5 protein-coding genes are annotated in these 26,964 nt (G+C 59.3%); 2 read left to right on the forward strand and 3 right to left on the reverse strand.

Translation table 11 applies throughout. The features are described 5' to 3' along the window. The first annotated feature begins 747 nt into the window (after positions 1-747). Positions 748-3,648, forward strand: a complete 2,901-nt coding sequence (gene rcsC, locus ACVKSX_RS00005; RefSeq protein ID WP_354438146.1) for a two-component system sensor histidine kinase RcsC — start codon at positions 748-750, stop codon at positions 3,646-3,648. Here rcsC and rcsB read toward each other — a convergent pair. Genes rcsB through ACVKSX_RS00020 form a run of 3 tightly spaced genes read right to left on the reverse strand, consistent with a single transcriptional unit; the run spans position 3,645 to position 8,128 of the window. Then, positions 3,645-4,295, reverse strand: a complete 651-nt coding sequence (rcsB, locus tag ACVKSX_RS00010; protein WP_009089068.1) for a response regulator transcription factor RcsB — start codon at positions 4,293-4,295, stop codon at positions 3,645-3,647. The genes rcsC and rcsB overlap by 4 nt on opposite strands. 1 nt (position 4,296) lies before the next feature. Then, positions 4,297-6,954, reverse strand: coding sequence for a phosphotransferase RcsD (gene rcsD / locus ACVKSX_RS00015; protein WP_010248389.1), 2,658 nt, complete (start codon positions 6,952-6,954; stop codon positions 4,297-4,299). A gap of 19 nt (positions 6,955-6,973) precedes the next feature. Next, entirely contained in the window at positions 6,974-8,128 is a 1,155-nt protein-coding gene (locus ACVKSX_RS00020; protein ID WP_010248386.1) for an MFS transporter, read from the reverse strand. A 737-nt stretch (positions 8,129-8,865) separates the two neighbouring features. Here ACVKSX_RS00020 and ACVKSX_RS00025 point away from each other — a divergent pair. Beyond that, complete coding sequence (locus tag ACVKSX_RS00025; RefSeq protein WP_354438147.1) at positions 8,866-26,871, forward strand: Ig-like domain-containing protein; 18,006 nt, start codon at positions 8,866-8,868, stop codon at positions 26,869-26,871. Positions 26,872-26,964: the final 93 nt, after the last annotated feature.

Genomic DNA, 26,964 nt, shown 5'->3' on the forward strand with positions numbered 1-26,964 from the left:
CGCCGAAAGGCCCACTATGCCCGATCGCAAAGGATTCCCGCATCCATGCGGATCGGCCACGCCATCCCTGGCGTGGACGCTTTGCTCTTCGGGCACAGCAGGCCTTTCTTGTTGGGATTTTGGTGTCGCTTTGAGGGGATGGGGCGTGGTGTTGTTTGAGGTGTGAGAGGCGGGTCGGGAAAATGGCTGGTGGCTGTGAGTCGGGAGCCGCCGAAAGGCCCACTATGCCCGATCGCAAAGGATTCCCGCATCCATGCGGATCGGCCACGCCATCCCTGGCGTGGACGCTTTGCTCTTCGGGCATAGCAGGCCTTTCTTGGTGGGATTTGGGTGTCGCTTTGAGGGGATGGGCGTGTTGTTTGAGGTCTTAGAGGCGGGGCGGGAAAATGGCTGGCTGATGGCAGTCAGATGGGAGCCGTCGAAAGGACTGCTGTGCCCGATCGCAAAGGGTTCCCGCATCCATGCGGATCGGCCACGCCATCGCGGGCCAGACGCTTTGCTCTTCGGGCACAGCAGGCCTTTCTTGTTGGGGTTGTGGTGTCGCTTTAAGGAGATGTGTGCGTGCATTTGTTTGAGGGGGTGAGGCGGCGACTTCTTCCTAAGATAAAGATGTTGCTTTGGCTGTCTTAAAAGATTCCCAAACCGCCCGCTAAGCCTGCGGCTGGCTGGCTTTTTACGCCCGATAAAGCTAGTGTATGGGCATTAAAAATCGATGATGCGACTAACCTTGCCAACTGCGAGTTACCTTTGAAATATCCTGTCTCTTTCCGCACTACGCTTCGCATCTCGCGCTATCTTTTCCGCGCGTTGGCGCTGCTAATCTGGACGCTGGGCGCCGTTCTTACTGCGTTTTACATTATCAGCGTGCTGCACAATAAAGAGACGCAGGTTCGGCAGGAGTTTGCCAGCAACTACGGCACGATACAGTGGTATGTGCGCCATTCGGCGGACATGATGCGTGAGCTGAAATATATCACCGAGAACCGCTTAACCAACGCCAGCAGCGGTCTGGATGTGCTGACCGGTATGATGCCAGGCAAAACATCCCAGCCGCAGTTTACGCCCCTGTTTTCGGATGGCGACTGTACCTCGATGAGCAATACCTGGCGCAACTCGCTCGATTCACTCAGTTACTACATCAATTACTGGAAAAGTAACTTCGCCTCATCGTATGAGCTGAATCGGGTGTTCTTTATCGGTGGCGAGAGTCAGTGTCTGGCCGACTTCACGATTGGCAGCAGCAATGCTGACCGGGAACGCAGCCTGAAATCGCTGCGTGAGAATGTGCTGCGCTATCGCAACAGCAGCGAAGAAGATCGCCGCAATCCGATGTACTGGATTAACAGCAGTGCTCAGCCAGGCGTCGGAACCTTCTTTATGGTGGTGCCCGTCTACGTTGCTAATAAGTTACAGGCGCTGCTTGGCGTCGAACAGAATATCCGGCTGGATGAGTTTATTCAGCCGGGCAGTCTGCCGATTATCGCGTCCATTACCGATGAAAATTATCGTCCACTGCTAAATTCGCGGCGCGGCGGGCTGGGCTTCTCGCTCGATAGTCTTCCTGATGATAAAACCTGGTTCGGATACCTGAATGGTTATCGTCAGCTGGTTCTGAAAAAGCCGCTGCCGCCTTCCGATCTTAACGTGGTGTGGTCGATATCTACCGACGTGATGGTGGATCAGCTCAAGCTGATGATCATTAATGCGCTGCTGCTCAATATTTTCAGCGCTGTCATTCTGTTTACCCTCGCCTGGCTGTTTGAGCGCCGGATGTTCCTGCCGGCGGAGGAGAACGCGCACCGGCTGGAAGAGCATGAGCAGTTTAACCGTAAGATTGTCGCCTCTGCGCCGGTCGGGATCTGTATTTTACGCACCAGCGACGGCACCAATATTCTGAGTAACGAGCTGGCGCACAATTATCTGACGTTGCTGACGCAGGAAGATCGCCTGCGGCTGAATGAGATTATTGGCGGGCAGCAGGTCAACTTTGTCGATGTGCTCACCGGCAGTAATACCAATTTGCAAATCAGCTTCGTGCATTCGCGCTATCGTAATGAGAACGTGGCGATTTGCGTGCTGGTCGATGTCTCGGCGCGCGTGCGGATGGAGCAGTCGCTGCAGGAGATGGCCCACGCGGCAGAGCAGGCGAGCCAGTCAAAATCGATGTTCCTTGCCACGGTCAGTCACGAACTGCGCACGCCGCTTTATGGCATTATTGGTAATCTCGATCTGCTGCAGACCAAAGAGCTGCCCAGCGGTATCGACTCGCTGGTGACGGCGATGAACAACTCCTCCAGCCTGCTGCTGAAAATCATCAGCGATATTCTCGACTTCTCAAAAATCGAGTCAGAGCAGCTGAAAATTGAGCCGCGTCCGTTTGCACCTCGTGAAATCGTGACCCACATCGTCGGCAACTATCTGTCGCTGGTGGTGAAGAAGCGGCTTACGCTCTACTGCTTTATTGAGCATGACGTTCCGCAGGTGCTGGACGGCGATCCGCTGCGTCTGCAGCAGGTGATCTCGAACCTGCTGAATAACGCGATTAAGTTCACGCATACGGGCTGTATTATCCTCCACGCTTACGTTGCGCAGGGCTATCTGGCATTCCGCGTCCGTGATACTGGCGTCGGCATTCCGGCAAAAGAGCTGCCACGCCTGTTTGATCCCTTCTTCCAGGTGGGAAATGGCGTGCAGCGTAATTTCCAGGGCACCGGGCTGGGACTGGCGATCTGTGAAAAGCTGATCAATATGATGGATGGCGACATTGAGGTCGACTCAGAGCCAGGCATGGGCAGCCAGTTTATTGTGCGTATTCCAATCTACAAAGGGCAGAAGCCATCACTGATGCTGCTGGAGGATTTACAGGATAAGAAAATCTGGCTGGCGATGCGCAACGAGTACCTCGCGGAATTTATCACGCGTCAGATTCAGCAGCAGGGCATTCAGGTCGCGGAGTATAACGGTAAGCCTGGCCACGACGATGTGGTGATGACCGATTACGAACTGGATATTGATGTCCCGCTGCGGGCACTGGTCACTTTCGATGGATCGCATGTGGATATGCCGCGTGAACGTCAGCCTGGCCGCTGGATCCACTCTACCGCCACGCTACACGAGGTTCCGGCGCTGCTGGCGCGCATCTATCGGATCGCACTGGGCAACGACGCCGCAGATGCGCTGTTGCTGGCCGCACCGGTAGAAGAGAAAGTGCATAACGATGACATCATGGTGCTGATTGTCGATGACCATCCGATTAACCGCATGCTGCTGTCGGAACAGCTCGGCACGCTGGGCTATCAGGTGAAGACTGCGCAGGATGGCGTTGATGCACTTAATGTACTGAGTCGTAATGAGATTGATATCGTCCTCACCGACGTGAACATGCCGAATATGGATGGTTATCGCCTGACGCAGCGGTTGCGTCAGCTGGGCCATCTCTTCCCGGTCGTTGGCGTGACGGCGAATGCGCTGGCGGAAGAGAAACAGCGTTGCATGGATGCGGGCATGGATAACTGCCTGTCGAAACCGGTGACGTTAGATGTGCTGAAAGTGACGCTGGCAATCTATGCTGATCGGGTACGTAAAACGCGGATGGGAAAGGGCAGAGGCGAGGCGGTGCAGGCTGCACCGCCTCAGGAAGTAACTTAGTCTCTTTCGACCTGAGTCTGGCTGACAGACGACAGGTAGTTCAGCAGTGCGATATCGTTATCCACGCCCAGTTTCATCATCGCTGATTTCTTCTGGCTACTGATGGTTTTGATACTGCGGTTCAGCTTCTTGGCAATCTCGGTGACCAGGAAACCTTCTGCAAACAGACGCAGCACTTCGCTCTCTTTCGGTGACAGGCGTTTGTCGCCATAACCACCCGCGCTGATTTTCTCCAGCAGTTTCGCAACGCTTTCCGGCGTATATTTCTTGCCTTTCTGCAGTGCAGCCAGTGCCTTTGGCAAATCGGTTGGCGCGCCCTGTTTCAGTACAATCCCTTCGATATCGAGATCAAGCACTGAACTCAGAATCGCCGGGTTATTGTTCATGGTCAGAACAATAATCGAGAGATCCGGGTAGTGGCGTTTAATATATTTAATCAGCGTAATACCATCGCCATACTTCTCACCTGGCATAGAGAGGTCGGTGATCAGGACGTTGGCGTCAAGCTTGGACAGATTATTGATCAGTGCTGTTGAGTCTTCGAACTCACCTACAACGTTAACCCATTCAATTTGTTCCAGAGATTTTCGGATACCGAAAAGGACAATTGGATGGTCATCGGCAATAATTACGTTTAAGTTATTCATCTTATTGGTTACCTTGCTGCAGCAGTTGATTGACGTAAGCGTCAATATCACTGGTGGTATTTGTAATGTTTGAATCGTCACACGCTTTAATGTGGTGTTCTAACTCTTCACAAAGCTGTTTGCCGGGAGTCAGATTGAGCATGGCAAACACGCCCTTTAGGCGATGCGCTGTCTGAGCAAGCGAGGCGTAGTCCTTTTCCGCCGACTCAGTATACAGCCTCTTCACATCAACCGGTACTGTCTCCGTAAACAGCTGGAAATAGCCGCCGCTCATCAATGGCGTGGCCGCGTCGTCTTCCGTGTCGTTATCCATCACATCATGCGACAGTTGCTTCTCTATCAGTGCCAGCAATGCATCCAGCAGCGCATTACTGAGATTGAAATTGACCCGATACTGCTGGTCGTTCAGTGCATGGTGCCCCAGTTCATCTTCCGCCAGCAGCAGTGCCCAGCCGCTAAGCTTTGATGGATCGTCGGTCACCAGCACATCGTGATCCTGACCGGAAATGCGCTCGTCGGGTGTCAGACAACGCGCTCCCCAGTTTTCCAGATGGCGGCAGACAATTTTATGCACGTCCTCCACGGTGATCTCCACCAGCGCGGTAACGCCATCCAGAATTTTTTCCTCTTCTTCTTCGCGCTTCTGCTCCAGCACCAGCGGCAACTGCATGTTGTAGCGCGTGCCGATATCCGCTTTTGCCACGATATCCAGGCTGCCACCCATCTGCTTGCAGAGCTGCTTACAGAGGAAGAACGCCATGCCAGAAGCCTGTCCGTAGCGATCCTGACTGGTATCGCCCAGGAACGGGAAGTCGACATTGGCCAGTTCATCCACCGTCAGGCCCGCACCGGTATCCACCAGCTCGATAATCAATCTATCGGCCTGCTTGTCCGCAGCCTTAACTTCCAGGGTGATTTTCCCCCAGCGGGTGGTGGTCAGGGCGTAGTGCATCAGCGTGGTCAGCACTTTACGCAGGGCGCGACGGTCGCCAAAGCGCGTCTCATCATTAGCCAGGTGATTATTCACCACCAGCGACAGCCCTTTGCGGCGCATCAGCGGCAGGCTTTCCAGCGCGATCTCATCCAGCAGTTCCTGCAGGTTAAAGACGGTCGCATCGGGTGACCAGTCGTGCGCCTCAAGCCGGTTCAGCAGCACGATATCATCCACCAGCCGCGCCAGCCCCTGACTCTCATCGAGCAGGTCCAGCACGGTCTCATCGGCATCACGCTGGCTGAGCTGTACCAGCTGCGTCACCATCTTCTCCAGGGGCTGATTCAGCGCGTGGCCCAGATTGTGCAGCAGCTGCTGTCGCATCTGATGGTTACGATCCAGCACCTGCTGCGCTTTTTGCAGCTTCTTATTCACCAGCAGCTCGCGATCCTGGTCACGCATCATAAACAGCTGGGTATGCGGCGACAGCACGCTGCGGGCGTGGCGAATCTCATACACTTCGTTATTGATGGTGGCCTGCAGCACGCCCTGATGCTGGTCGGACATATTAATGATCTTCTGCAGATTGAGGTGAGGCAAAAGATGTTCAGCAATCTTATTGCTCAGCAGGGTGCGGTTGCTGGCAAAGTCATACACCAGCAGACCGACCGGCAGACTGGCCACAATCTCTTCATTTAATACCCGCAGCGAATCGAGTTCAGCGCTCTGGTTCTCGCTGGGACGCAGCGACTGCTGGCGCAGCAGTACGATACCCGCCAGTGAAAGCAGGAACAGCAGGAGGTTAATCAGCAGCGGCCAGAGCAGATTATGCAGGGTGTCGATAATCAGACGGCCAATCGGCACCTGATAAACCAGCTGCAGCGAGGTGCTGGGCAGGGTGGCCGTAATCTCGATATTGGGATTAACCAGTGAGATGCGGGTATTTTCCACCTCCTGCTGTTCACTGCTGCTGGCAGGCATTGAGCTGTCCTGACGCAGCTGGAAATTTTCCAGCGGCATGTTCTGCGGAACAATATCGTTAACCGGCAGATCAAAGGCGACCACCGTGGCCAGATGGCCTGGCTGGTTAAAGGTGGTACGCAGCGTGAAATAGTGATCGTTCTGGAAGGCGAGGTGGCGCAGCGGTGAGAAACTCTCGCGCTCATCGAGCGCATTCGCCTGCTGCAACATCTCAGCACGACGGCCATCAACCATTGAACTGATGGCACTCTCTTTATAACGCGTCGCCATATCTTTCAGCGGCAGGGTCGAGATCATAATCAGGCTATTGTCCTGACCATTTAAAAAGTACATCGACCAGGTGGGATTTTCTGCGCCCCACAGCGTGTCGAGATAGTTCGACATCCGCATGGTCATATCCAGCGTGCTGCTGTCATGTGAGCCGAAAATCAGCGCTTCCGTTTTACGCCGGGTTTTTTCCAGGTAGTAGACGTCGGGACGCAGTCGCGTCTCCTGCAGGTTACTGCCGGGTGTTGCACCTGCCGCACTTGTAGAAAGGTTTTCATAGATCTGCCAGGTAGCAAAGCGATAGGCATCAATGCGCTTCTGAACGTCACGTGCCAGATCGTCCATGGCATAGCGCTTCCCGGTCAGCCAGGCATTCACCGAGTTATGCACCATAAAGCCCAGCGCCAGCAGGAGCACCAGATTGAAAACCACAAAAAAGCGGGTGACGTTGCCGGAGGTCAGTGGAAACTTATACAACATAGCGTGTCAGGTACCTGAATTATTGCGCAACTTTTCGCGCACTGGCGGCTACCGCTAACAGCAACAGGGCGATCGCTAAAAATGCGCCGCTGAGGCTGATCCATTGCGAAATGAATCCGATTAAAGCCGGACCTGAGAGAATACCCGCATATCCCAGCGTTGTCATGGCAGAAATCGCCAGGTTCGCAGGCATATCCTGTTGATTCCCGGCAGCATTGAACAACATCGGCACCGTGTTAGATAAACCAAAGCCGACCAGCAGGAAAGCCAGCAGGGCGATCTCCGGCCACGGCAGCCAGACGGCCAGACTCATGCCCGCGGCGGCGGTCAGCGCGCCGGTCAGCATCACCGGGTAGCGACCAAAACGCTGGATGATCTTATCGCCGCTAAAACGGCCCAGCGTCATCGCCACGGAAAAGACCGCATAGCCCAGTCCGGCCCAGGCGGGTGACATCTCCGGGTTCTGCAGCAGCAGCAGCGCGCCCCAGTCCAGCACGGCCCCTTCCGCCAGGAACAGGATAAAGCAGAGCAGGCCAAGAAACGCGACCCAGCCGCGTGGGATCACCAGCCAGGGTTGATCGGGCTGATGCAGGCGTTCATTCATTAAGACCGGCAGTCGCCACAGCAACAGCAATAACATCACTGCCATCACCACCAGCGTGGCGGCCAGGGGTGTAAAAGACTGGCTCAGCAACAGGCTGACCGTGCCCGCACCCAGAATCCCGCCAAGACTGAAGAAGCCATGGAAGCCGGACATCATCGGTTTATCCGCCGCCTGCTCAACCTGAACCGCCTGATAATTCATCGCCACATCCAGCATGCCCAGCCCGGCGCCAAACAGCATCAGCGCAGCCGCCATGACCAGATGAGAGTCAGCCGTGGCCAGTAGCGGCATCATCATCAGCACTAACAGGGTAGAGAAGCACATCACCCGACGGCAGCCAAACCGCGCCACCAGTGTGCCGGTCACCGGCATCGCGGCCAGCGAACCAATACCCAGACAGAGCAGTAACGCGCCCAGTGATGCGCCGCTGAGCTGCAGACGATCGCGGGCAAACGGCACCAGCGGAGCCCAGGCTGACATTCCTAAGCCATTGATCAAAAAGATGGTGCGCGTGCCCCAGTTCAGGCGGCTCTGATGTTTGTTTTGTTGTGCAGCGTCCAGTGCGGTCATAGGTCAGATTCATCAATGGTAAAGCGGAAAAGTGTAGCACTGGCCGTGAGTCAGTGGTCGTTGCGCCTCTTATCAGGAAGGGGATTGCAACATGGCATAAATGACAAAACCGGGAGTTTACCGACTTTTGTCGCGCTGCGAATTTTTTCCAGAACTTTCCTGGCATGACCACCGCCCCGCAGAATGACTTAACTCAAATTTCACTGTAGTTTTTCAACGACTTGCTGCTGAAAAATCGGATCAGGGCCACTGATAAATGATGGCTGAATCGCTTAATGAACAAATTTTTTTTACAGCCCTGATGTTCCGGTAGTGGTGGTTTTTTAACCTTTCCGCATCATTTCCGGAAACAGTCAGCAATAAATTGACATGTAAAAACAAAGGCAAAGCGGATTTTATGAAAGCCTTATTTCAAGTGAGGCTTATGTAATGAAGATTAAAACATAATGAAATCTGTACATTGAAATTGTTTTTTAACACGGCTACGCTAAAACTTAATCTGTCAGAAACGTTACATTTTGCGTGAGTCTGTACAAGTAAAACTAACAATAACACCGTCACTCGCCACTCTGATTAGAGCGTGTGACCAGCTTTGGCTTTGCCGTTTCGACATACACCAGGTTAAGACATCTTCTGATTTTCAGAAGATGAAACTATGTGTGAACACTGTAAGCATAAAATAATTTTATGTTTATGGATTCAGTATATTAGCTAATCTGGTGGAGTAGAGGTCACAAATGGCAGAACTCACGCAAGGCCGTGTAGACATTATCTCGCGCGAAAACGGCACACTCATCTCGCAGTCCGTCAGCGGTTCGTCACAATCCATTAACCTCACCGAGCCCAGCGTCGTGCGCATCAGCGGCACCCGCGACATGGTGACGCAGTATGAGCGCCAGGGTAACGATCTGGTGCTGCATATGCGCGACGGCAAGACTGTCCGCTATCAGAAATTCTTCCTCGACGACGCCGATGGCCAGCACAGCGAACTGGTGTTCGATGATGGCGTCAACCCACCGGAACACGCGCTCTTTCCGCAGACCGCAGAAGGGGCTGAACTCGCTTCCACGTCGGTCACGCCAACCTATGAATCACTCGACAGCGTAGAGCCGCTGCTGCTGGCAGATAACGCTAACACCTCGATGGGTGTGATAACGGCGGGCGGTCTGGGTGTGCTCGGCTTAGCCGGTCTGGCCGTTGGCGTCGGCGGTGGTGGTGGTGGTGGCGGTGGGGGTAACGGTGGCGGCAATGATGGTGGCACCGATCCTGGAACACCGGTCACGCCGGGGACGCCTGCTATCACGCTCAATGCATTCGCTGGCGATGATGTTCTGGATAACGCGGAAAAAAGCAGCGATCAGGTACTGAGCGGCACCACCAGTAATGTCGAAGCGGGTCAGATTGTCACTGTCACGCTGGGCGGCCAGACCTACAACGCCACCGTCGGTGCTGACGGCAGCTGGAGCGTTACTATCCCTGCTGCCGCGCTGGCGGGACTCGCCGCAGGCACCACCACCATCGACGTCAGCGTCACTAACGCGGCGGGCACGACGACCACCGGCAGCCTGCCCATTACCGTCGCGGCCGCCGATCCCGGCACACCGGCTGCGCCGTCCATTAGCCTGAACCCGTTTGCGGGCGATAACCTGCTGGATAACAGCGAAAAAACCACGCCACAAACGTTGTCCGGCAGCACCAGCAATGTCGAAGCGGGCCAGCAGGTCAGTGTGACATTGGGCGGACAGAGCTATAACGCCACTGTGGGGGCGGATGGCAGCTGGAGCGTCTCAATTCCGGCTGCCGCACTCTCGGCGCTGGCTGCAGGCAGCAGCACCATTTCGGTCAGTGTGACCAGCGCCGCGGGCACGGCGGCTGCCGCCAGCCTGGGTATCCAGGTGCAGGCACCTGACACCACCCCTGGTGTGCCAGCCCTGACGATCGCCCCGTTTACCGGCGACGACGTGCTGAGCAACGCAGAAAAAACCAGCGATCAGATTCTTAGCGGCAGCACCACCAACGTCGAAGCCGGGCAGATCGTCACGGTTACCCTGGGCGGCCAGAGCTACAGCGGCAGCGTGGCAGGCGACGGTAGCTGGAGCATTACCGTGCCTGCTGATGCGCTGACCGCACTGGCATCCGGTACCACTACGGTGACTGCCACCGTTGCTAACCAGGCAGGAACCGCCGCCAGCGGTAGCCTGACCGTAAACGTAGAGCCACCACTGACTCAGCCGGGTACGCCCGTTATCACCATCGATCAGTTTGCCGGTGATGACATTCTCAGCAATGCCGAGAAAAGCAGCGATCAGGTTCTTAGCGGCACCACCACCAATGTGGAAGCGGGCCAGATTGTCACCATCACGCTGGGCGATCAGACCTACAGCGCAGTAGTGGATGCGCAGGGCAACTGGAGCGTCACGCTCTCGCCTGCGGCACTGAATGCGCTGGCAGCCGGTTCGGTTGCGATTTCCGCGGTCGTCACCAGCCAGGCTGGCATTGAAGCCAGTGAAAACCGCGCGATCAGCATTGATACGCCGGTCGTTCCGGGCCCGCCATCCGTCACGCTGGATGATTTTGCCGGGGACAACGTGCTGAGTAATGGGGAGAAAGTCACCGATCAGACACTCACCGGCAGCACCAGCAATGTTGAACCCGGTCAGCTGGTAACAGTCACCCTGGGCGGCCAGACTTACAGCGGCAGCGTTGATTCGCAGGGCAACTGGAGCGTTACTTTGCCATCGGCGGCCCTGAGCGCCCTGGCGGCAGGTGAAACGACGCTGACGGTTTCAGTCAGCAATGTGGCCGGTGATACCGTGACCGGCACGCTGCCCATCACCGTGGAAGCGCCTGTCACACTGCCGGGCGAACCCACCGTCACCATTGGTCAGTTTGCCGGGGATGACATCCTCAGCAACGATGAAAAAGGGACGGCCCAGACGCTCTCCGGCTCCACCACCAACATCGAAGCGGGCCAGACGGTGACCGTTACCTTCGGTGGCCAGACTTACCTTGGCACCGTCGATGGCAGTGGTAACTGGAGTGTAATTATTCCTGCAGCCGCGCTGGGTAACCTGCCGGCGGGATCTAATGCCATCAGCGTCACCGTCAACAATGCCGATGGCGTGAGCACTACCGAAATCCGCGATATCGCAGTTGAGACGCCAGTAACGGAACCGGGCGTGCCGTCTCTGACACTGAATGATTTCGCCGGCGACAACCTTCTGAGCAACGACGAAAAAGCGGTCGATCAGCTTGTCAGCGGTAGCACCAGTAATATCGAAACCGGGCAGATCGTGACGGTCACCCTGGGCGGTCAGACCTACAGTGCCAGCGTGCAGGGGGATGGCAGCTGGAGCGTCGCCGTGCCGTCAGCCGCGCTGAATGCGCTGGCAGCAGGCACCACCACACTGACCGTCTCGGTCAGTAATGCAGCGGGCGACACAGTCACTTCAACGCAGCCAGTCACTGTCGAAGCCCCGGTAACGCAGCCGGGTGAAGCCACCGTAACCATCGACGCCTTTGCCGGGGATGACATCCTCAGCAACAGCGAGAAAGCCAGCGATCAGCTGCTGAGCGGCACCACCACTAATATCGGTGAAGGCCAGCAGGTCACTGTCACTCTGAACGGAGAGACTTTTACCGCCACGGTCGGCGCGGATGGCAGCTGGAGCGTGTCGATTCCTGCCAGTTCACTGGCAGCGCTGACAGCCGGTAGCGCAGCCCTGAATGTGACGGTGACAGATCAGTCTGGTACTCAGATCACTGAAACCCGCGACTTCCTGGTGGAGTCCTCGGGCACTTCACCGAATGCCCCGACGCTAACCCTCAATGCCTTTGCTGACGACAACATCCTGAGCAACGATGAGAAGCTGGAAGCGCAGGCGGTCTCCGGCAGCACCACCAACGTCGAGGCGGGCCAGATTGTCACGGTGACGCTGGGCGGCCAGAACTACAGCGGAACGGTTGGCGCCGACGGCAGCTGGAACATTGCCATTCCGGCCGATGCACTCGGTGCACTGGCAGCAGGTTCTGCCTCGCTGGTGGTCACGGTCAGCAACGCGGCAGGTACTACCGTCAGCGACACCTTGCCGATCACGGTTGAGCCGCCGGTTACCGGGCCGGGCCAGCCCACTATCACGCTCGATCAGTTCGCCGTAGATGACGTGCTGAGCAACGATGAGAAAACCAGCGATCAGCTGCTGAGCGGCAGCTCAACCAATGTCGAGGCGGGTCAGGTCGTGACCGTTACGCTGGGCGACCAGACCTACAGCGCCACGGTCGGCGCGGATGGCAGCTGGAGCCTGAGCGTCCCGGCCAGCGCGCTGGCGGCACTGACGGCGGGCAACGCGACTATCGCGGCGACAGTCACCAATCAGGCGGGCGTAACAGTCAGCGAAGATCGGGTGATTGCGGTGGAAGCGCCAGCGGAACCGGGTACGCCGACGGTGACGATCGCCCTGTTTGCCGGTGACGATCTGCTGGATAACAGCGAAAAAGCGCTGGACCAGACGCTGTCCGGCAGCACCAGCAACGTGGAGGCGGGCCAGACGGTCACCATTACCCTGGGCGGCCAAAATTACACTGCGCTGGTCAACGCGGATGGCAACTGGAATACGCAGATCCCCTCTGCGGCGCTCAGCGCACTGGCGGCGGGCAGCGGCACCATCGCGGTCAGCGTCACAACGGCGGCAGGCGCCTCAGCCACCGACACCCGCGATATTAACGTCGCCCCGGCGGCAGGCGAACCTGGCGTGGTTTCCATTAGTGAACCTGTCAGCCTTGATGGTTTCCTGAACCAGCAGGAGCTGAGCAGCGATCTTATCATCAGCGGCTCTGCAGTGGGCGTTAACCCGGGCCAGGCAGTGCAGCTTAACTTTAACGGCAATAATTACAGCGCGGTAGTGAACAGCAATGGCTTCTGGAGCGTCACTGTTCCGGCAGGCGATCTCACCACTATCACCGACGGCGTAAAACTGATTTCGGTCACCACCACCGACGCCACCGGCGCACTGCTGACCGACTCCGCTCAACTGAATGTAGTCGCAGCCACGCTGCCGCAAATCACGCTGGAGGAGAGCGCAATCACCGATGGCCTTCTCAACCGGGTGGAAGCGGGCAGCGATCTGCTGATCGGCGGCAGCACCGGCAAAGCCGTGCCGGGCCAGCAGGTTGAACTGGAACTTAACGGTAAAACCTACAGCACCACGGTCAATGCAGACGGCAGCTGGAGCCTGGCGCTGCCGGCCGCCGATCTCGCCTTACTGCCACAGGGCGCCAACAGCCTGATCATTACCGCGATTGATGAAGCAGGCAACCGCGTGGATGAGACGCTCAACTTCAGCGTCGACACGCTGCCACCGAATCTGATTGTGGCAGAGGTCGCAGGCGGCGATGGCATTCTCAACAGCAGCGAAGTGGCTGCCGGTCTGCCGGTCAGCGGTTCAGGTGCGTTGCCGGGCGAAGTGGTGTCTGTCTCGCTGAATAACGTGAGTTACAGCGCCACCGTAGATGGGCAGGGCAACTGGACGGTGGATCTGCCGCCAGCGGCGCTGCAGGCCCTGTCAGATGGCAGCAGCTATACGCTGGTGGTTACGCTGACAGATGCCAGCGGTAACACCACCACCCAGACGCAGCCGCTGGCGGTCAGCACGCAGTCTCCGGTTGCGACCGTTACCGCACCGGGCGGTGATGGCGTCCTGACCAACAACGAACTCACTACGCCGCTGCAAATCAGCGGAACCGGCACCCCGGGCGACAGCGTGACGGTGGAGTTAAACGGTAAGTCCTACACCGCCATTGTTGACGAAAACAGTAACTGGAGTGCATCCGTCCCGGTGGCCGATCTCGGCACGCTGACCAATCAGACCTATCCGGTGACCGTCACCGTGACCGATCCGGCCGGTAACATCAGCACTCAGAATACGGAACTGCGGGTGGCTACCGCGGTGCCCGCTCTGACGCTCAACGATCTCAGCGATGATGGCGTGATCAACGTCAGCGACGCGCAGCAGCCGCTAATCGTCAGCGGAACCGGCGACGAAGGCGACATCATCCGCGTCACGCTGAATAACGTGGCCTACAGCGCCGTGGTGGCGCAGGGTGGCAGCTGGAGTGTCACCGTTCCGGCATCCGACCTGGCAAATGTGCCCAACGGTACCCAACCGGTATCGGTAGTGGCGACAGACGCCGATGGTAATACCACGCCAGCCAGCAGTTCACTGATTTTCGCCACCACACCGCCGTTGCTGGAAGTCTCCACGCCGGGCAGTGATGGTTATATCAATATCGCTGAACACACTCAGGATCTCACACTCGACGGACGCGGGGGGGCCCAGGGCGACACCGTCACGGTGAGTTTCAATGGCGAGACCTACACCGCCACCGTGGATACCGATGGCGCGTGGAGTGTTACGGTGCCCGCCGCGATTATCAGCCAGCTGGGTGACGCAACCTATCCGGTGGATGTGGTACTCAGCGATGCTTATGGCAACAGCAGCACCGTACCGACCAGCGTCACTGTGCTGGCGGCAACGTCGCCGGCGCTGACCATTAATCCCGTGACCGGCGATAATCAGGTCGACAGCGCTGAACAGCTCACCGACATTCTGGTCACTGGTAACGTCACCGGCGTACCGGCAGGTCAGCCGGTATTGCTGACCATCAATGGCCAGTCTTACGATGGCGTAGTACAGGCGAACGGTAGCTGGAGTGTGTCGCTGCCAGCCGGATCGCTGGGCGGTGCAGGCGATAAAACCTTCACCGTGGCGATTACCGATGTGGCCGGTAACCCGGCGCTGCCTGCTGAAGGGCAGTTCAGCGTGGTTACTTCGCCCGTACCGTCGCTGTCGATTGCCCCAATCAGTGATGACAATGCGCTGAATGCCCTGGAGGCGCAGAGCGATCTTATCCTCAGCGGCGGTTCAGCGAACCTGCCGGCTAACAGCCCGATCAGCGTAACGCTGGTGACTGGCGGCACCGTCTACACCACCACAACCGATGAAACCGGCGCGTGGACCCTGACCGTGCCGGCTGCCGATCTGGCGACGCTGCCGCAGGGCACGACCACCGTTACCGTCTCTTCGGGTGATGTGCAGAACAGCCTGCCGCTGCTGGTGGCGACCGCGCCGCTGGCAGACCCGCAAATCAACACGCCATTCACTGACGGCATACTCAATACCGATGAAGCCAGCGCGGCGCAGACGCTGACCGGCACAGTGCTGCCAGGCCAGGCCGTCAGCGTGACCCTGGGCGGTACCAGCTATCCGGCCACTGTAGACGCGAATGGTGAATGGAGCGTGACGATACCCGCAGACAGACTGCAGGCACTTGCGCAGGGCAGCAATCCGATTACCGTGACGGTGAGTGATGAAGCAGGTAACAGCACCAGCATCAGCGAGCCGCTGATTGTTGATACCGGCGTACCGGCGCTGACCGTTAACCCGATTGCTACCGATGGCACGATTAATGAGGCTGAAACCGCCACCGATCTGATCCTCAGCGGCACCGTTACGCCAGGCAGCAGCGTCAGCCTTGCGCTGAATGGCCAGACCTATGACGCAGTGGTTGCCGCCGATGGCAGCTGGACCGCCACCGTGCCTGCTGCGAATCTGCAACAGTTGCCAGATGGCCGTTACGATCTCAACGTGACCGTCACCACCGTGAGTGGCAACGTGGCTACCACGCCATTCCCGGTTACCGTGGATACCACGGCACCAGACTTCAGTATCGCTGCGCCCGCGGGTGATGGCGTGCTGAACATCGCTGAGCAGGCGGCAGGGTTCAGTTTCAGCGGCGCAGGCAGTGAAGGCGACCGCGTCAGCGTGACGCTGAATGGCGTGACCTACACCGGCACCGTTGATGGTGACGGAAACTGGGCGCTGGCTGTTCCGCCAGCGGCACTTGCCGGTCTGACCAATGGCAGCAGCTATCCGGTGGTGGTCACCGTCACCGACGCGGCCGGTAACAGCAGCAGCCAGAACAGTGCCCTGACGGTTGCGACTACGCCGCCTCCGCTGGTCGTCGCGCCGGTCAGCGGTGATAACGCGCTGAACGTCGGGGAACTGGCAGAGCCGCTGGTGGTGAGTGGCAGTGGTCAGAATGGCGACGTGGTCACGGTCCAGCTCAATGACCAGCTCTACAGCACCACCGTTGGCGTTAACGGGCAGTGGACGCTGCAGATCGCCCCTGAAGCACTGGCGGCACTGCCTCCTGGCAGTAATCTGGTGACGGTGACGGAAACCAGTGCTAACGGGAATCAGAGCAGCCAGGTGGTTGATCTGAATGTGGCAACCGCGCCGGACATGCAGCCTGTACTGACCATCGACAGCAGCACCTTCGCCGGTGACGGCATCGTTACGGCAGCGGAGCAGCTGCAGCCGATAACGGTGCGCGGCAGCAGCACGAATGTCGAACCGGGCCAGCAGGTGATCATCTCCCTGAATGGGATCGAATACAGCGGTGTGGTCGAGGCCAGCGGCAACTGGAGCATTATTCTGCCTGCGGGCGCCCTGGCTGAACTGGGAGAAGGCAACCAGACGCTGAACGTCAGCGTCATCAACGCCGTGGGTAACACCGCCAGCAGCACGCTTGATTTCAGTGTGGACAACACCCTGCCGTCGATCGCGCTGGCACCCGTCAGTGACGACAACTACCTCAATGCGCAGGAATTGGGTGGCGCCGTCGTGGTCAGCGGCAGCACCAGCGGTCTGCCTGATGGCAGCATTGTCACCGTGCTGGCCAACGGCACCACGGTCAGCACCACCGTGACGGCAGATGGAAGCTGGAGCCTGACCTTACCGGCAGGCACCTTTACCGGAACGGCAGATGGCCCGCAGACCATCACCGCCACCGCCAGCGACGCTAACGGACAGCCGCTGGCGACCAGCGACGCTACCCTGACGGTGATCGCCAGCGCATTGCCGGTGGCGACCCCGGGCGTGGCCTTTGATGATGGCATTCTGAACGGAGAGGAAGCCGCCGCCGGTGGCACGATCACCGGTAACACGGGCGTGACCGGCGACGGCCAGACCGTCGTCGTGACGCTGGGCGGCAACAACTACAGCGGCACGGTCGATGCTGCAGGCAACTGGCAGGTCGCCGTTCCGGCCAATGTCTTGTCTGCGCTGCCACAGGGCAATAGTGGCTACACCGTGGTCGTCAGTGATGTAGCGGGCAACAGCAGCCAGGCTGATGGCAACCTGGTGGTGGATACACTGCCTCCGGTGCTGAACTTCATTACGCCATCCGATGGCATCATTAACGCCGCTGAAAGTCAGCAGCCGCTGACGCTGACCGGCAGCAGCGAAGCTAACGCCCTGATTGTGGCCAGCTTTAACGGCACCACCCTGAGCACCACCGCTGACGTCAACGGCGTCTGGTCGCTGGATCTGCCCGCCACGGTTTACACCGGGCTGGGCAACGGCAGCTATCCGCTGACCGTGACTGCCAGCGATGCGGCAGGAAATGCCACCACCACCAGCCGTGACCTGGCGCTGAAAGTGGAGCCAGGCACACTGCCAACCCTGACGCTGGATGCCTTTGCCGGTAACAACGTGGTCGATGGCGCGGAGCGCCTCACCGATCAACGTCTCTCCGGCACCACCACCAACGTCGAAGCGGGTCAGCTGGTTACCGTCACCGTTGACGGCACAGTCTACAGCGCCGCCGTACAGGCGAGCGGGGCATGGAGCCTGATCGTGCCAGCCGGTGCGCTGGCCGCGATTAATGATGGCAGCGCCAGTTTTACCGTGGCGGTCAGCGATGTGGCGGGTAACACCTCCACCAGCAATCTCACCTTTGACGTCAACAGCGATGCCTCTGGCCTGGCGATGGATGCCATCAGCGAAGATAACTACCTGAATGCGCAGGAGCTGGGTCAGGCCCTGGTCGTCACCGGTACGTCGGTGAACGTGACAGAGGGCAGCACGGTCACGTTGCTGTTTAACAACATCAGCTACACCGCGCAGGTCTCGGCCAGCGGCCGCTGGACAGTGATCGTTCCGGCTGAGGCACTGACGGCGCTCGCCGATGGGCCTTACACTCTGACGGTCACCGCAACGGACAGCGGCGGGGCGACCCTGAGCAGCGAGGCAGCGCTCAGCGTGCTGGCGACGCTGCCAGCACCGCAGATCGTCTCGGCCTTTGGCGATGGCCTGCTCAACAGCAGCGAGATCGCCACAGCACAAACCCTGAGCGGCACCACCGGCATAACCGGTGACGGCCAGACGGTGAGCGTGCTGCTGAATGGCGCAACCTACAACGGCACCGTCGATGGCAATGGCAACTGGCAGATCAGCGTGCCGGCTTCCGCGCTGGCCGGCCTGCCGGAAGATCTCCTGAACTATACCGTCACAGTCCAGGATGCAGCGGGTAACACCGGCAGCAGCCAGGGCAGCGTGACGGTGGATCTGACGCCACCGACCCTGACACTGAATACGGTTGCGGGCGATAACAGTATCAATATTGCCGAAAGCACCGCGCCGATTGTTCTCAGCGGCAACAGCAATGCCGAAGCCGGACAGCAGGTCACCATTACCCTGAACAACCAGACCTGGACCACCACGGTTGACCAGAACGGCGAGTGGAATCTGACGCTGCCTGCGGGTTCGCTGGCCGGCATTCCGGCCGGGGCGTACATTCTGACCGTGACGGTCAGCGATGCGGCGGGTAACCCGGTAACCGAAACCCGTGAAATCACCGTGGCGACGGCGTCGCTGGCCGTCAGCATAGACACCCCGTTTGGCGATGGTTATCTGAACCTGGCGGAACAGGGGGTCGGTCAGACGCTGACCGGCAGCACCGGTGTAGCGGGCAACGGCCAGACCGTCAGCGTGACGCTGGGCGGGAATGATTATTCCGCTACGGTGGATGCGCAGGGTAACTGGACGCTGACCTTAACAGCAGATCAGGTGCAGACGCTGGGCGAGGGGGTTACTACGCTGGTGGTCAATGCCAGCGATGCCGCCGGTAACAGTGGTTCGCTGACCAGCGCCGTTACGGTCGATCTCACGCCGCCAGTGCTGACCGTCAATGCCATCGGCGGCGACAACATCATCAATTCGGTAGAGGTGCTGGAAGCGGTCGCTATCAGCGGCAGTGCGTCGGTAGCGGATGCCGGACAGACGGTCACCGTCAGCTTCCAGAACGTCGATTACACCACTCAGGTGCTCTCTGACGGCACCTGGGAGGTGACACTGCCAGCCAGCGTCGTGCAGGGGCTGGCAGACGGCAGCTACACCGTTGCTGTCTCAATGACCGATGCCGCGGGCAACCCGGCCACGGTCACCCAGACCCTGACGCGTGATGCTGACACTCTGAACCTGCCAACCCTGACCATCGGGACCATCAGTGATGATAACTTCCTTAACCAGGCTGAGTCGCTACAGGATCTGAACATCGGCGGCACCAGTAACAACCTGGTGGAAGGCCAGCTGGTGACGGTGACGCTGAATAACATTCAGTACAGCGGCACGGTGGCAGCCGATGGCAGCTGGACGGTGACCGTTCCGGCCGCCGATCTGGGTAATCTGCCGGATGGCGATCAGCTGCTGGTCGTGGTCTCAGCGGATACGTCTGGCAATCCGGCCAGCGCCAGCACCAGCCTGGTCGTGCTGGCCAGCGAGCAGGTTCAGCCGACGCTGACCATGAACGTGGTAGCCGGTGATGATGTGATTAACGCCACCGAGGCCACAGCGGATGTCGCGGTCAGCGGCAGCAGCACCCTGCTGGCAGCGGGTACGCTGGTGACGGTGTCGTTTAACGGCACTGACTACAGCACCACGCTCGACGCTGACGGCAACTGGACGGTGAATGTGCCGTCTGCTGCCTTTACCAGCGTGGCTCCGGGCAGCACGCAAATCTTTACCGTGACCGCCACTGATGTCGCAGGCAATCCGGCGACCGCCACTCAGGAGGTCAGTTTCATTACCACACCGCCTGCGCTGACGAATATCACGGTCGATGCGGGAGATACCCTTAACCTGGCGGAGTCGCTGCAGGATCTAACCATCAGCGGCAGCACCACGGGCGCATTGCCGGTGACGGTGACGCTGAATAACGTCAGCTATACCACCACGGCAGATGCCGACGGTAACTGGTCACTTACTATTCCGACCGCCGACCTGCAGCAGCTGGCGGACGGCCCCAATGCGATTACCGTTTCGGTCACCGACGCGGCGGGCAATATCACCACGGATAGCACCACGACACTGGACGTAGCGTTTAATACCCTGCCAGCGCTGACGCTGAATACGCCGTTTGGCGATGCGCTGATCAGTGCGGCAGATGCGGAAGGGGCGTTAACGCTGAGTGGTGACAGTACCAATCTGCCGGAAGGCAGCGTGGTGAACATCTCTGTAGGCGGGCAGAACTTCAGCACCACCACGGATGTCAGCGGTAACTGGACGCTGAACCTGGCACCGGGCGCGCTGACGGGCCTGGCCGATGGATTGACACAGGTGGTGGTCAGCGCCGCGGATGGTGCCGGTAATCCGGCGCAGGTTACCGCAGGCGTTGAGATCCTGCAGAGTGATCCTGTTTCAGCCGCCTTCGACACGACACTGTTCGGCGATAACATCATTAATATCAGCGAAGCAGGCTCCGTTCAGCTGGTCACCGGCACCTCCACCGTCGTGCCGGGCCAGACCCTGAGCGTCACGGTAGGCGATGACAATATCCCGCTGTCGGTGACGGTCGATGCCAATGGCAACTGGACTGCCAGCCTGCCCCCAGAGTTCATTGCCAGCCTGGGAACCGGTGAACATACCCTGACCCTCACCACCACGGATCGGGCCGGTAACAGCATTGAAACGACCAAAACGTTCGTCGCTGCGATTACGCCGATTGCTGACCCAACGCTGGATACGCCATTTATTGATGGCCGTATCAATGCTGAAGAGGCCGCCTCAGGCGGATCCCTGACCGGTGCGGTGAATATTAATAACGCCGCGTCGGTCACGGTGACCGTTAATGGCACGGTCTATTCCGCTACGCTCAGTGCGGATGGTTCGCGCTGGTCGCTGGATCTGCCACCTTCTGTATTGCAGTCATTGCCGGATGGCAACTGGCCGGTGAGCGTGACGGTTACCGATGCGAACGGCAACGTCGGCAGCACCAGCGGCACGATACTGGTCGCCGTTAACGCGCTGCCGGATGTCACCCTGAACCTGCCGTTTGGCGACGGTGCGCTGAACGCAGCAGAGGCGGCCGGTGAACAGATCCTCAGTGGCACAACCGGCATTACTGGTGCCGGACAGACGGTAACGGTGCTGATCTCCGGCTTTAACAACGGTCAGCCGCTGGCAGCCACGGTGCAGACCGATGGCAGCTGGTCTCTGGCCCTGTCGCCGGCGCAGTTAGCCACTTTCACCAGCGGCACCCACACCATTACCGTGACGGCGACCGATATCGCGGGTAACAGCGACGCGACGGCGCAGAACGTGGTGACAGAGGTGGCGCTGCCTGTGCCGACCTTCAACCCAGGCGCATTTGGCGGCGACAACCTGCTGAACATCAGTGAAGCCGCGGCAGGGGTGACCCTGACCGGCACCACCGGCAGTGTCGGGGCGAACCAGGCGGTCAGCATTACCGTGGATGTCAACGGCAGCCTCTATTCTGGCACCGTGGCGAGCAATGGTAACTGGACTGTTAACATTCCTGCCAACGCCCTGAGTTCACTGGGTGACGGTGCGCAATCACTGACGGTTAACGTCGTGGATGCGGCGGGCAACAGCGCGTCGGCGCAGCTGCCGTTCACCGCGGATCTCAGCGCGCCGCAGCCTGCGGTCAATCCGGAATTCCTTGGCAGTTATGTGAATGGCGGCGATGTGGCCGCGGGAGTGACGCTGAGCGGAACCACCGGTGAGGCGGGCGCGAATCAGACTGTGCAGCTTACGCTTGGCGGCACAACCTATTCTGCAACCGTCGATGCCAATGGTAACTGGACGGTGCCACTGACAACGGCGGAGCTTTCACTGCTGCCGGATGCCACCTATCCGGTTACCGTGACAGCAACCGATGCGGCGGGCAACAGCACCACCATTAACAGCTCGCTGGTGCTCGACACCACACCACCGGTGCTTAATGTTGCCGCCTTTACCGGTGACAATGCGCTGAACTACGCCGAGAGCATTCAGCCGCAGAGTCTCAGCGGCACCGCAGCGGGAGCCGAGCCGGGATCAGTGGTTTCGATCTCGCTGAATGACACACTGCTTGGCACCGCGATAGTGACAGCCAACGGCAACTGGAGTGTAACGCTGACGCCAGAACAGATGGCCACCTTTGGTCCATCGACGACCCTGGCGCTGGCAGTGACCGATCTGGCAGGCAATACCGCCAACGGCACGGTTGCGCTGACGGTAGATCTTACCCCACCGCCAGGGCCGCTGGTTACGCTGGGCACAGTCTCGGGCGACAACATCATCAGCACCCAGGATGTGGCGGGTGGTGTGGTAGTGAGTGGCACCTCCGCTAACCTCGGTGCGGGTGGGGTAGTGACGGTGTCGATTGGTGATCAGGAGTACGCAACTACGCTGGATGGGTCGGGCAACTGGTCAACGGCGGCATTGCCGGTCAGCGCCTTTGGCAATGCGGACGGCAGCGTCGCCATCACTGTGAATGCTACCGATGGCACTACCCCTGTGACCACCAGCGGTAACGTGCTGATCGACCTTACGCCACCGGCACTGACTCTCAATCCGTTTACCGGTGACAACCAGGTCAATGGCAATGAAAGTGCCACCAGCCAGGCCATCAGTGGCACCGCCGATCTCAGCGAAGTGGGTCGCACGGTGGTGGTGACCTTCAATAATCAGACCTACAACGCCGTGGTGCAGAGCAACGGCACCTGGTCCACAACGGTTCCTGCCAGCGCGATGCAGGCTCTTCCCGATGGCAGCTCGCCGGTGATCACCGCGCAGCTGGCGGATGCGGCCGGTAACGTGACGACGACCACCCAGACGGTGACGGTCGATACCGCCGCGCCGCTGGTCCAGGTCGACGCGTTCCTCGGCGACAACGTGATCAACGCCGCTGACCTGGTGCTAAGCCAGGTGCTGACCGGCAGCGCGCAGGGAGCAGAAGGCCAGACCATCGGTCTCTATCTGGGCGATGCCGCGCCGATCGCCACCGCGACGGTGGGTGCTGACGGACGCTGGAGCATCGATCTCGCGCCGGATGTCCTGTCGAGTCTCACTGACGGTGCGCTGGTGTTTGGCGTGCGGGTCAATGACGGTGCCGGCAACCAGACCGACGCCACGCTGACGGTCAACAAAGTGGTCAACAGTGCCCTGACGCTGGTGGTCGATTCGGTGTTCGGCGACGGCACGCTCAGCGCGCTGGATACTACGGTGGCGCAGACTATCTCCGGGGTTGCGACCTCGGCGGGTGTGGGTGCCACGGTATCGGTGGTACTGGGCGGCACAACGCTCTCTGCGTCAGTGGGCCAGGATGGTAAATGGGCCATCGTGGTGCCGCCTTCGGTGCTGGGCCTGTTAAGTGATGGCAATCTTGCGCTTGACGTCACCCTGACCGATGCCGCGGGCAACACCCGTACCGTCGGTGAAACCGTCACCGCGATTGTCGATGCGGTGCCGGTGGTTGGCGCGCTCACCGGGCTGTTTGGCGGTGATAACCTGCTGAACATTGCGGAAGCCGCTGCCGGACAGCTGGTCAGTGGCGTGATAGAAAATGCGGCGGTGGGTTCCCAGGTAACGGTCACCTTTGGCAGCAAAAGTTACAGCACGACGGTGCAGGCGGGTGGAGTGTGGAGCGTTAACCTGCCGGGCAGCGATCTGACCTCTCTGCTGGATGGTAACCTGACGCTCGGTGTCAGCGTCAGAGACGTGGCGGGCAATGTCGCCTCCAGCAGCGCATCCATCGGCATCTTTACTCAGACGCCATCAATCTCGCTGACCTCACTGTTTGGTGATGGGGTGCTAAACCTGGCTGATATCGCCACCGGACAGGTGATCAGCGGGGTGGTGAACAACGTCGCGCAGGGCAGTGTGGTGACGCTCTCGGTTGGCAATAGCCAGGTGACCGCCACCGTGGGTGCGGGCGGGGCGTTCAGCGCCACGGTGACGCCAGATATTCTGGGCACGCTGGCGCAGGGCAACCTGACGGTGGGCGCATCGGTAACGGATGCGGCGGGCAATACCGCCAGCACCAGCGCCGGTATCCGGGTCGATACGCTGCTGCCGACCATCACCGTGAATCCGCTGTTTGGCGACGGTCTGCTGAACGTGGCGGATTCGCTGGTCACCCAGGTGATCGGTGGGGTGATTGGCGGCGCGGAAGCGGGATCGCGCGTGGTGGTGTCGGTAGGTTCACAGCAGTTGGTGACGGCGACCGATGCCAATGGCAACTTTAACGTCTCGCTGACGCCAGCGCTGTTGCAGGGGATTGCAGATGGCAATCTGACCGTGGGCATCAGCGTCACCGACAGCGCGGGTAACACCAACAGCACCACGGCCGGGGCACTGGTCGGTATTCACAACCTGCCGAAAGTCACCCTCAGTCCGCTGTTTGGCGACGGCGTGCTGAACCTGGCGGAGTCGCTGGTGACTCAGACCATCAGCGGCACGGTCTCCGGGCTGGCTGCGGGTAGCAGCGTCAGGCTGACGATTGGCAACACTATCGTCGACGCGCAGGTCAACGCGGATGGCAGTTTCTCAACCGCCGTCTCGCCAGCGATTCTGTCAACGCTGCTGAACGGGAACTTCACCGTCAGCGCGGCCGTCACCGATCCGGTCGGAAACGTCAGCAGCACCAGCGCGGGCGTGTCACTGGGACTGTTCCAGCCGACCCTGTCGGTGAATACGGTGTTTGGCGATGGCGTGCTGAGCGCTGCGGATCTGGCCTCTAACCAGACCCTGAGCGGGACGTCCAGCCTCTCTGCCGGTTCAACCGTCAGCGCCACGCTGAATGGCCTGACCTACACCACCAAAGTGGTCAGCGGCGGCAACTGGAGTATTACCGTCCCGAAAGCGGATCTGGTTGCTATCACTGACGGCAGTAAAACCGTCACGGTCACCGGCACCGATGCTTACGGTAACGTGGCAAACAGCAGCGGAACGCTGAGCGTCATCAGTCAGTCGACGCCGGTGGTCGCCATTACCTCGCTGTTTGGTGACAGTGCGCTGAGCGCGGTGGATGTGAAAACGGCGCAGACCATCAGCGGCACCGCCAGCAACGCCGAGGGATCGGTTGTGCGCGTCACGCTGGGTGGTCAGACTTACAGCACGACGGTGAGCAGCAACGGCAACTGGAGTCTCTCTGTTCCGGCGGCTAACCTTGCTGCCATTACTGACGGTCTGCAGACCGTCACCGCCAGCGTGACCAACGGTGCGGGCAGCATTGGCAACACCTCGGCGTCGCTGGGTGTGGTCAGTCACACTACGCCAACGGTCAGCGTCAACAGCTTCTTTGGCGGCGATGGCTACCTCAATATTGCGGAAGCCAACAGTACTGAAACCATCAGAGGAACCAGCACCAACGCGGCGGGCGGCACGGTGACGGTGAACGTGGCGGGCAATATCCTCACCACTACTATTGGTGCGAATGGCGCATGGAGCATCAGCGTGCCGTCAGCGACGCTGAAAGGGATCGCCGATGGCAGCCATCCTCTCACCGTCACGGTGGCGGATATTGGCGGCAACACCGCAACCAGCACCAGCAGCTTTACCGCGCTGTCGCACAATCAGCCGCTGGTCGGGGTCGATCCGGTGCTGAGCATCGTCGGTTCCTTACTGGCGGGTCTGGTGGTACAGGGTGGATCGCTGAATGCCGCGCAGGGCTCGAAAGTGAGCGTTACGCTGCTGCTCTCCAACGGCAACAACGGCCCGACGTTGAACACCACGACCGATGCGCTGGGGCGTTACGCGGTTAACTTCTCACCTTCACTGCTGTCGGTGGGTGGCCTGCTGCTGTCGCTGGGAACGCTGGCGAAAGTCACGATTACCGACGCGGCCGGTAACAGCTACTCGACCACCAATACCCTGTTACTGGGTGCCGTGCTACCGGTGACGCTGGCGGCAAACGAATCGGTTGCGCTGTTCTCGGTGGCGGATGACAGCGCTACTGTCGCCAGCGCGGAGACGCAGCATAACAGCAGCACCAGCAGCGACGAGAGCAGCGCCCATGTGGCGGTGGCTTCCACGCTGATCACCGAAGCGGATACCGTGACACCCGTCGGCAGCAGTGAAAACGCGGCGGCAAATGACGCCGCGGTGGCAGCGGCACCGGCAGAGGAGGCGGGGTACACCATCGGCGGCGTCGTGATTACGCTGGCCGATGGCAGCACCATTGAGGGGGCGACAGTGACCGGCAGCAGCGGGGCGGATATCGTGACGGTCAGTGACCTTAACTTTACCCATATTGATGGCGGCGCAGGCACCGATACCCTGGTGCTGAATGGTGAGCATCTCAGTCTGGATCTCACCGCGCTGGGCCTGAAGGTCGAACACATTGAGGTGCTCGATTTGGGTAAAACCGGAACCAACTCCGTGAAGCTCGATCTCAATGAAGCACTCAATATCACGGATAAGCAGAGTGACGATTTGCTGATCAAAGGCGCAGATGGCAGCCAGGTGACACTGGCTAACAGCAACGGCGGAATCTGGGAAGTGACGGGCGAGCGTACCGTTGAGGGCAGAGTCTTTGAGATCTACCACAACTCGGCGCTGACCAGTGATAACACCCTGGGCGATGTGCTGGTGCAGCAGAACCTGCAGGTTCATGTTGTGTAGTGACTGAAAGGTCTGTTCAGAAGATGAATAGAGCGGGTGCGAAAGCACCCGCTTTTTTTGTTTTAGTCACGTGATAATTGCATTTTCCAGATT

Source organism: Pantoea sp. PvP021, assembly GCF_054056055.1.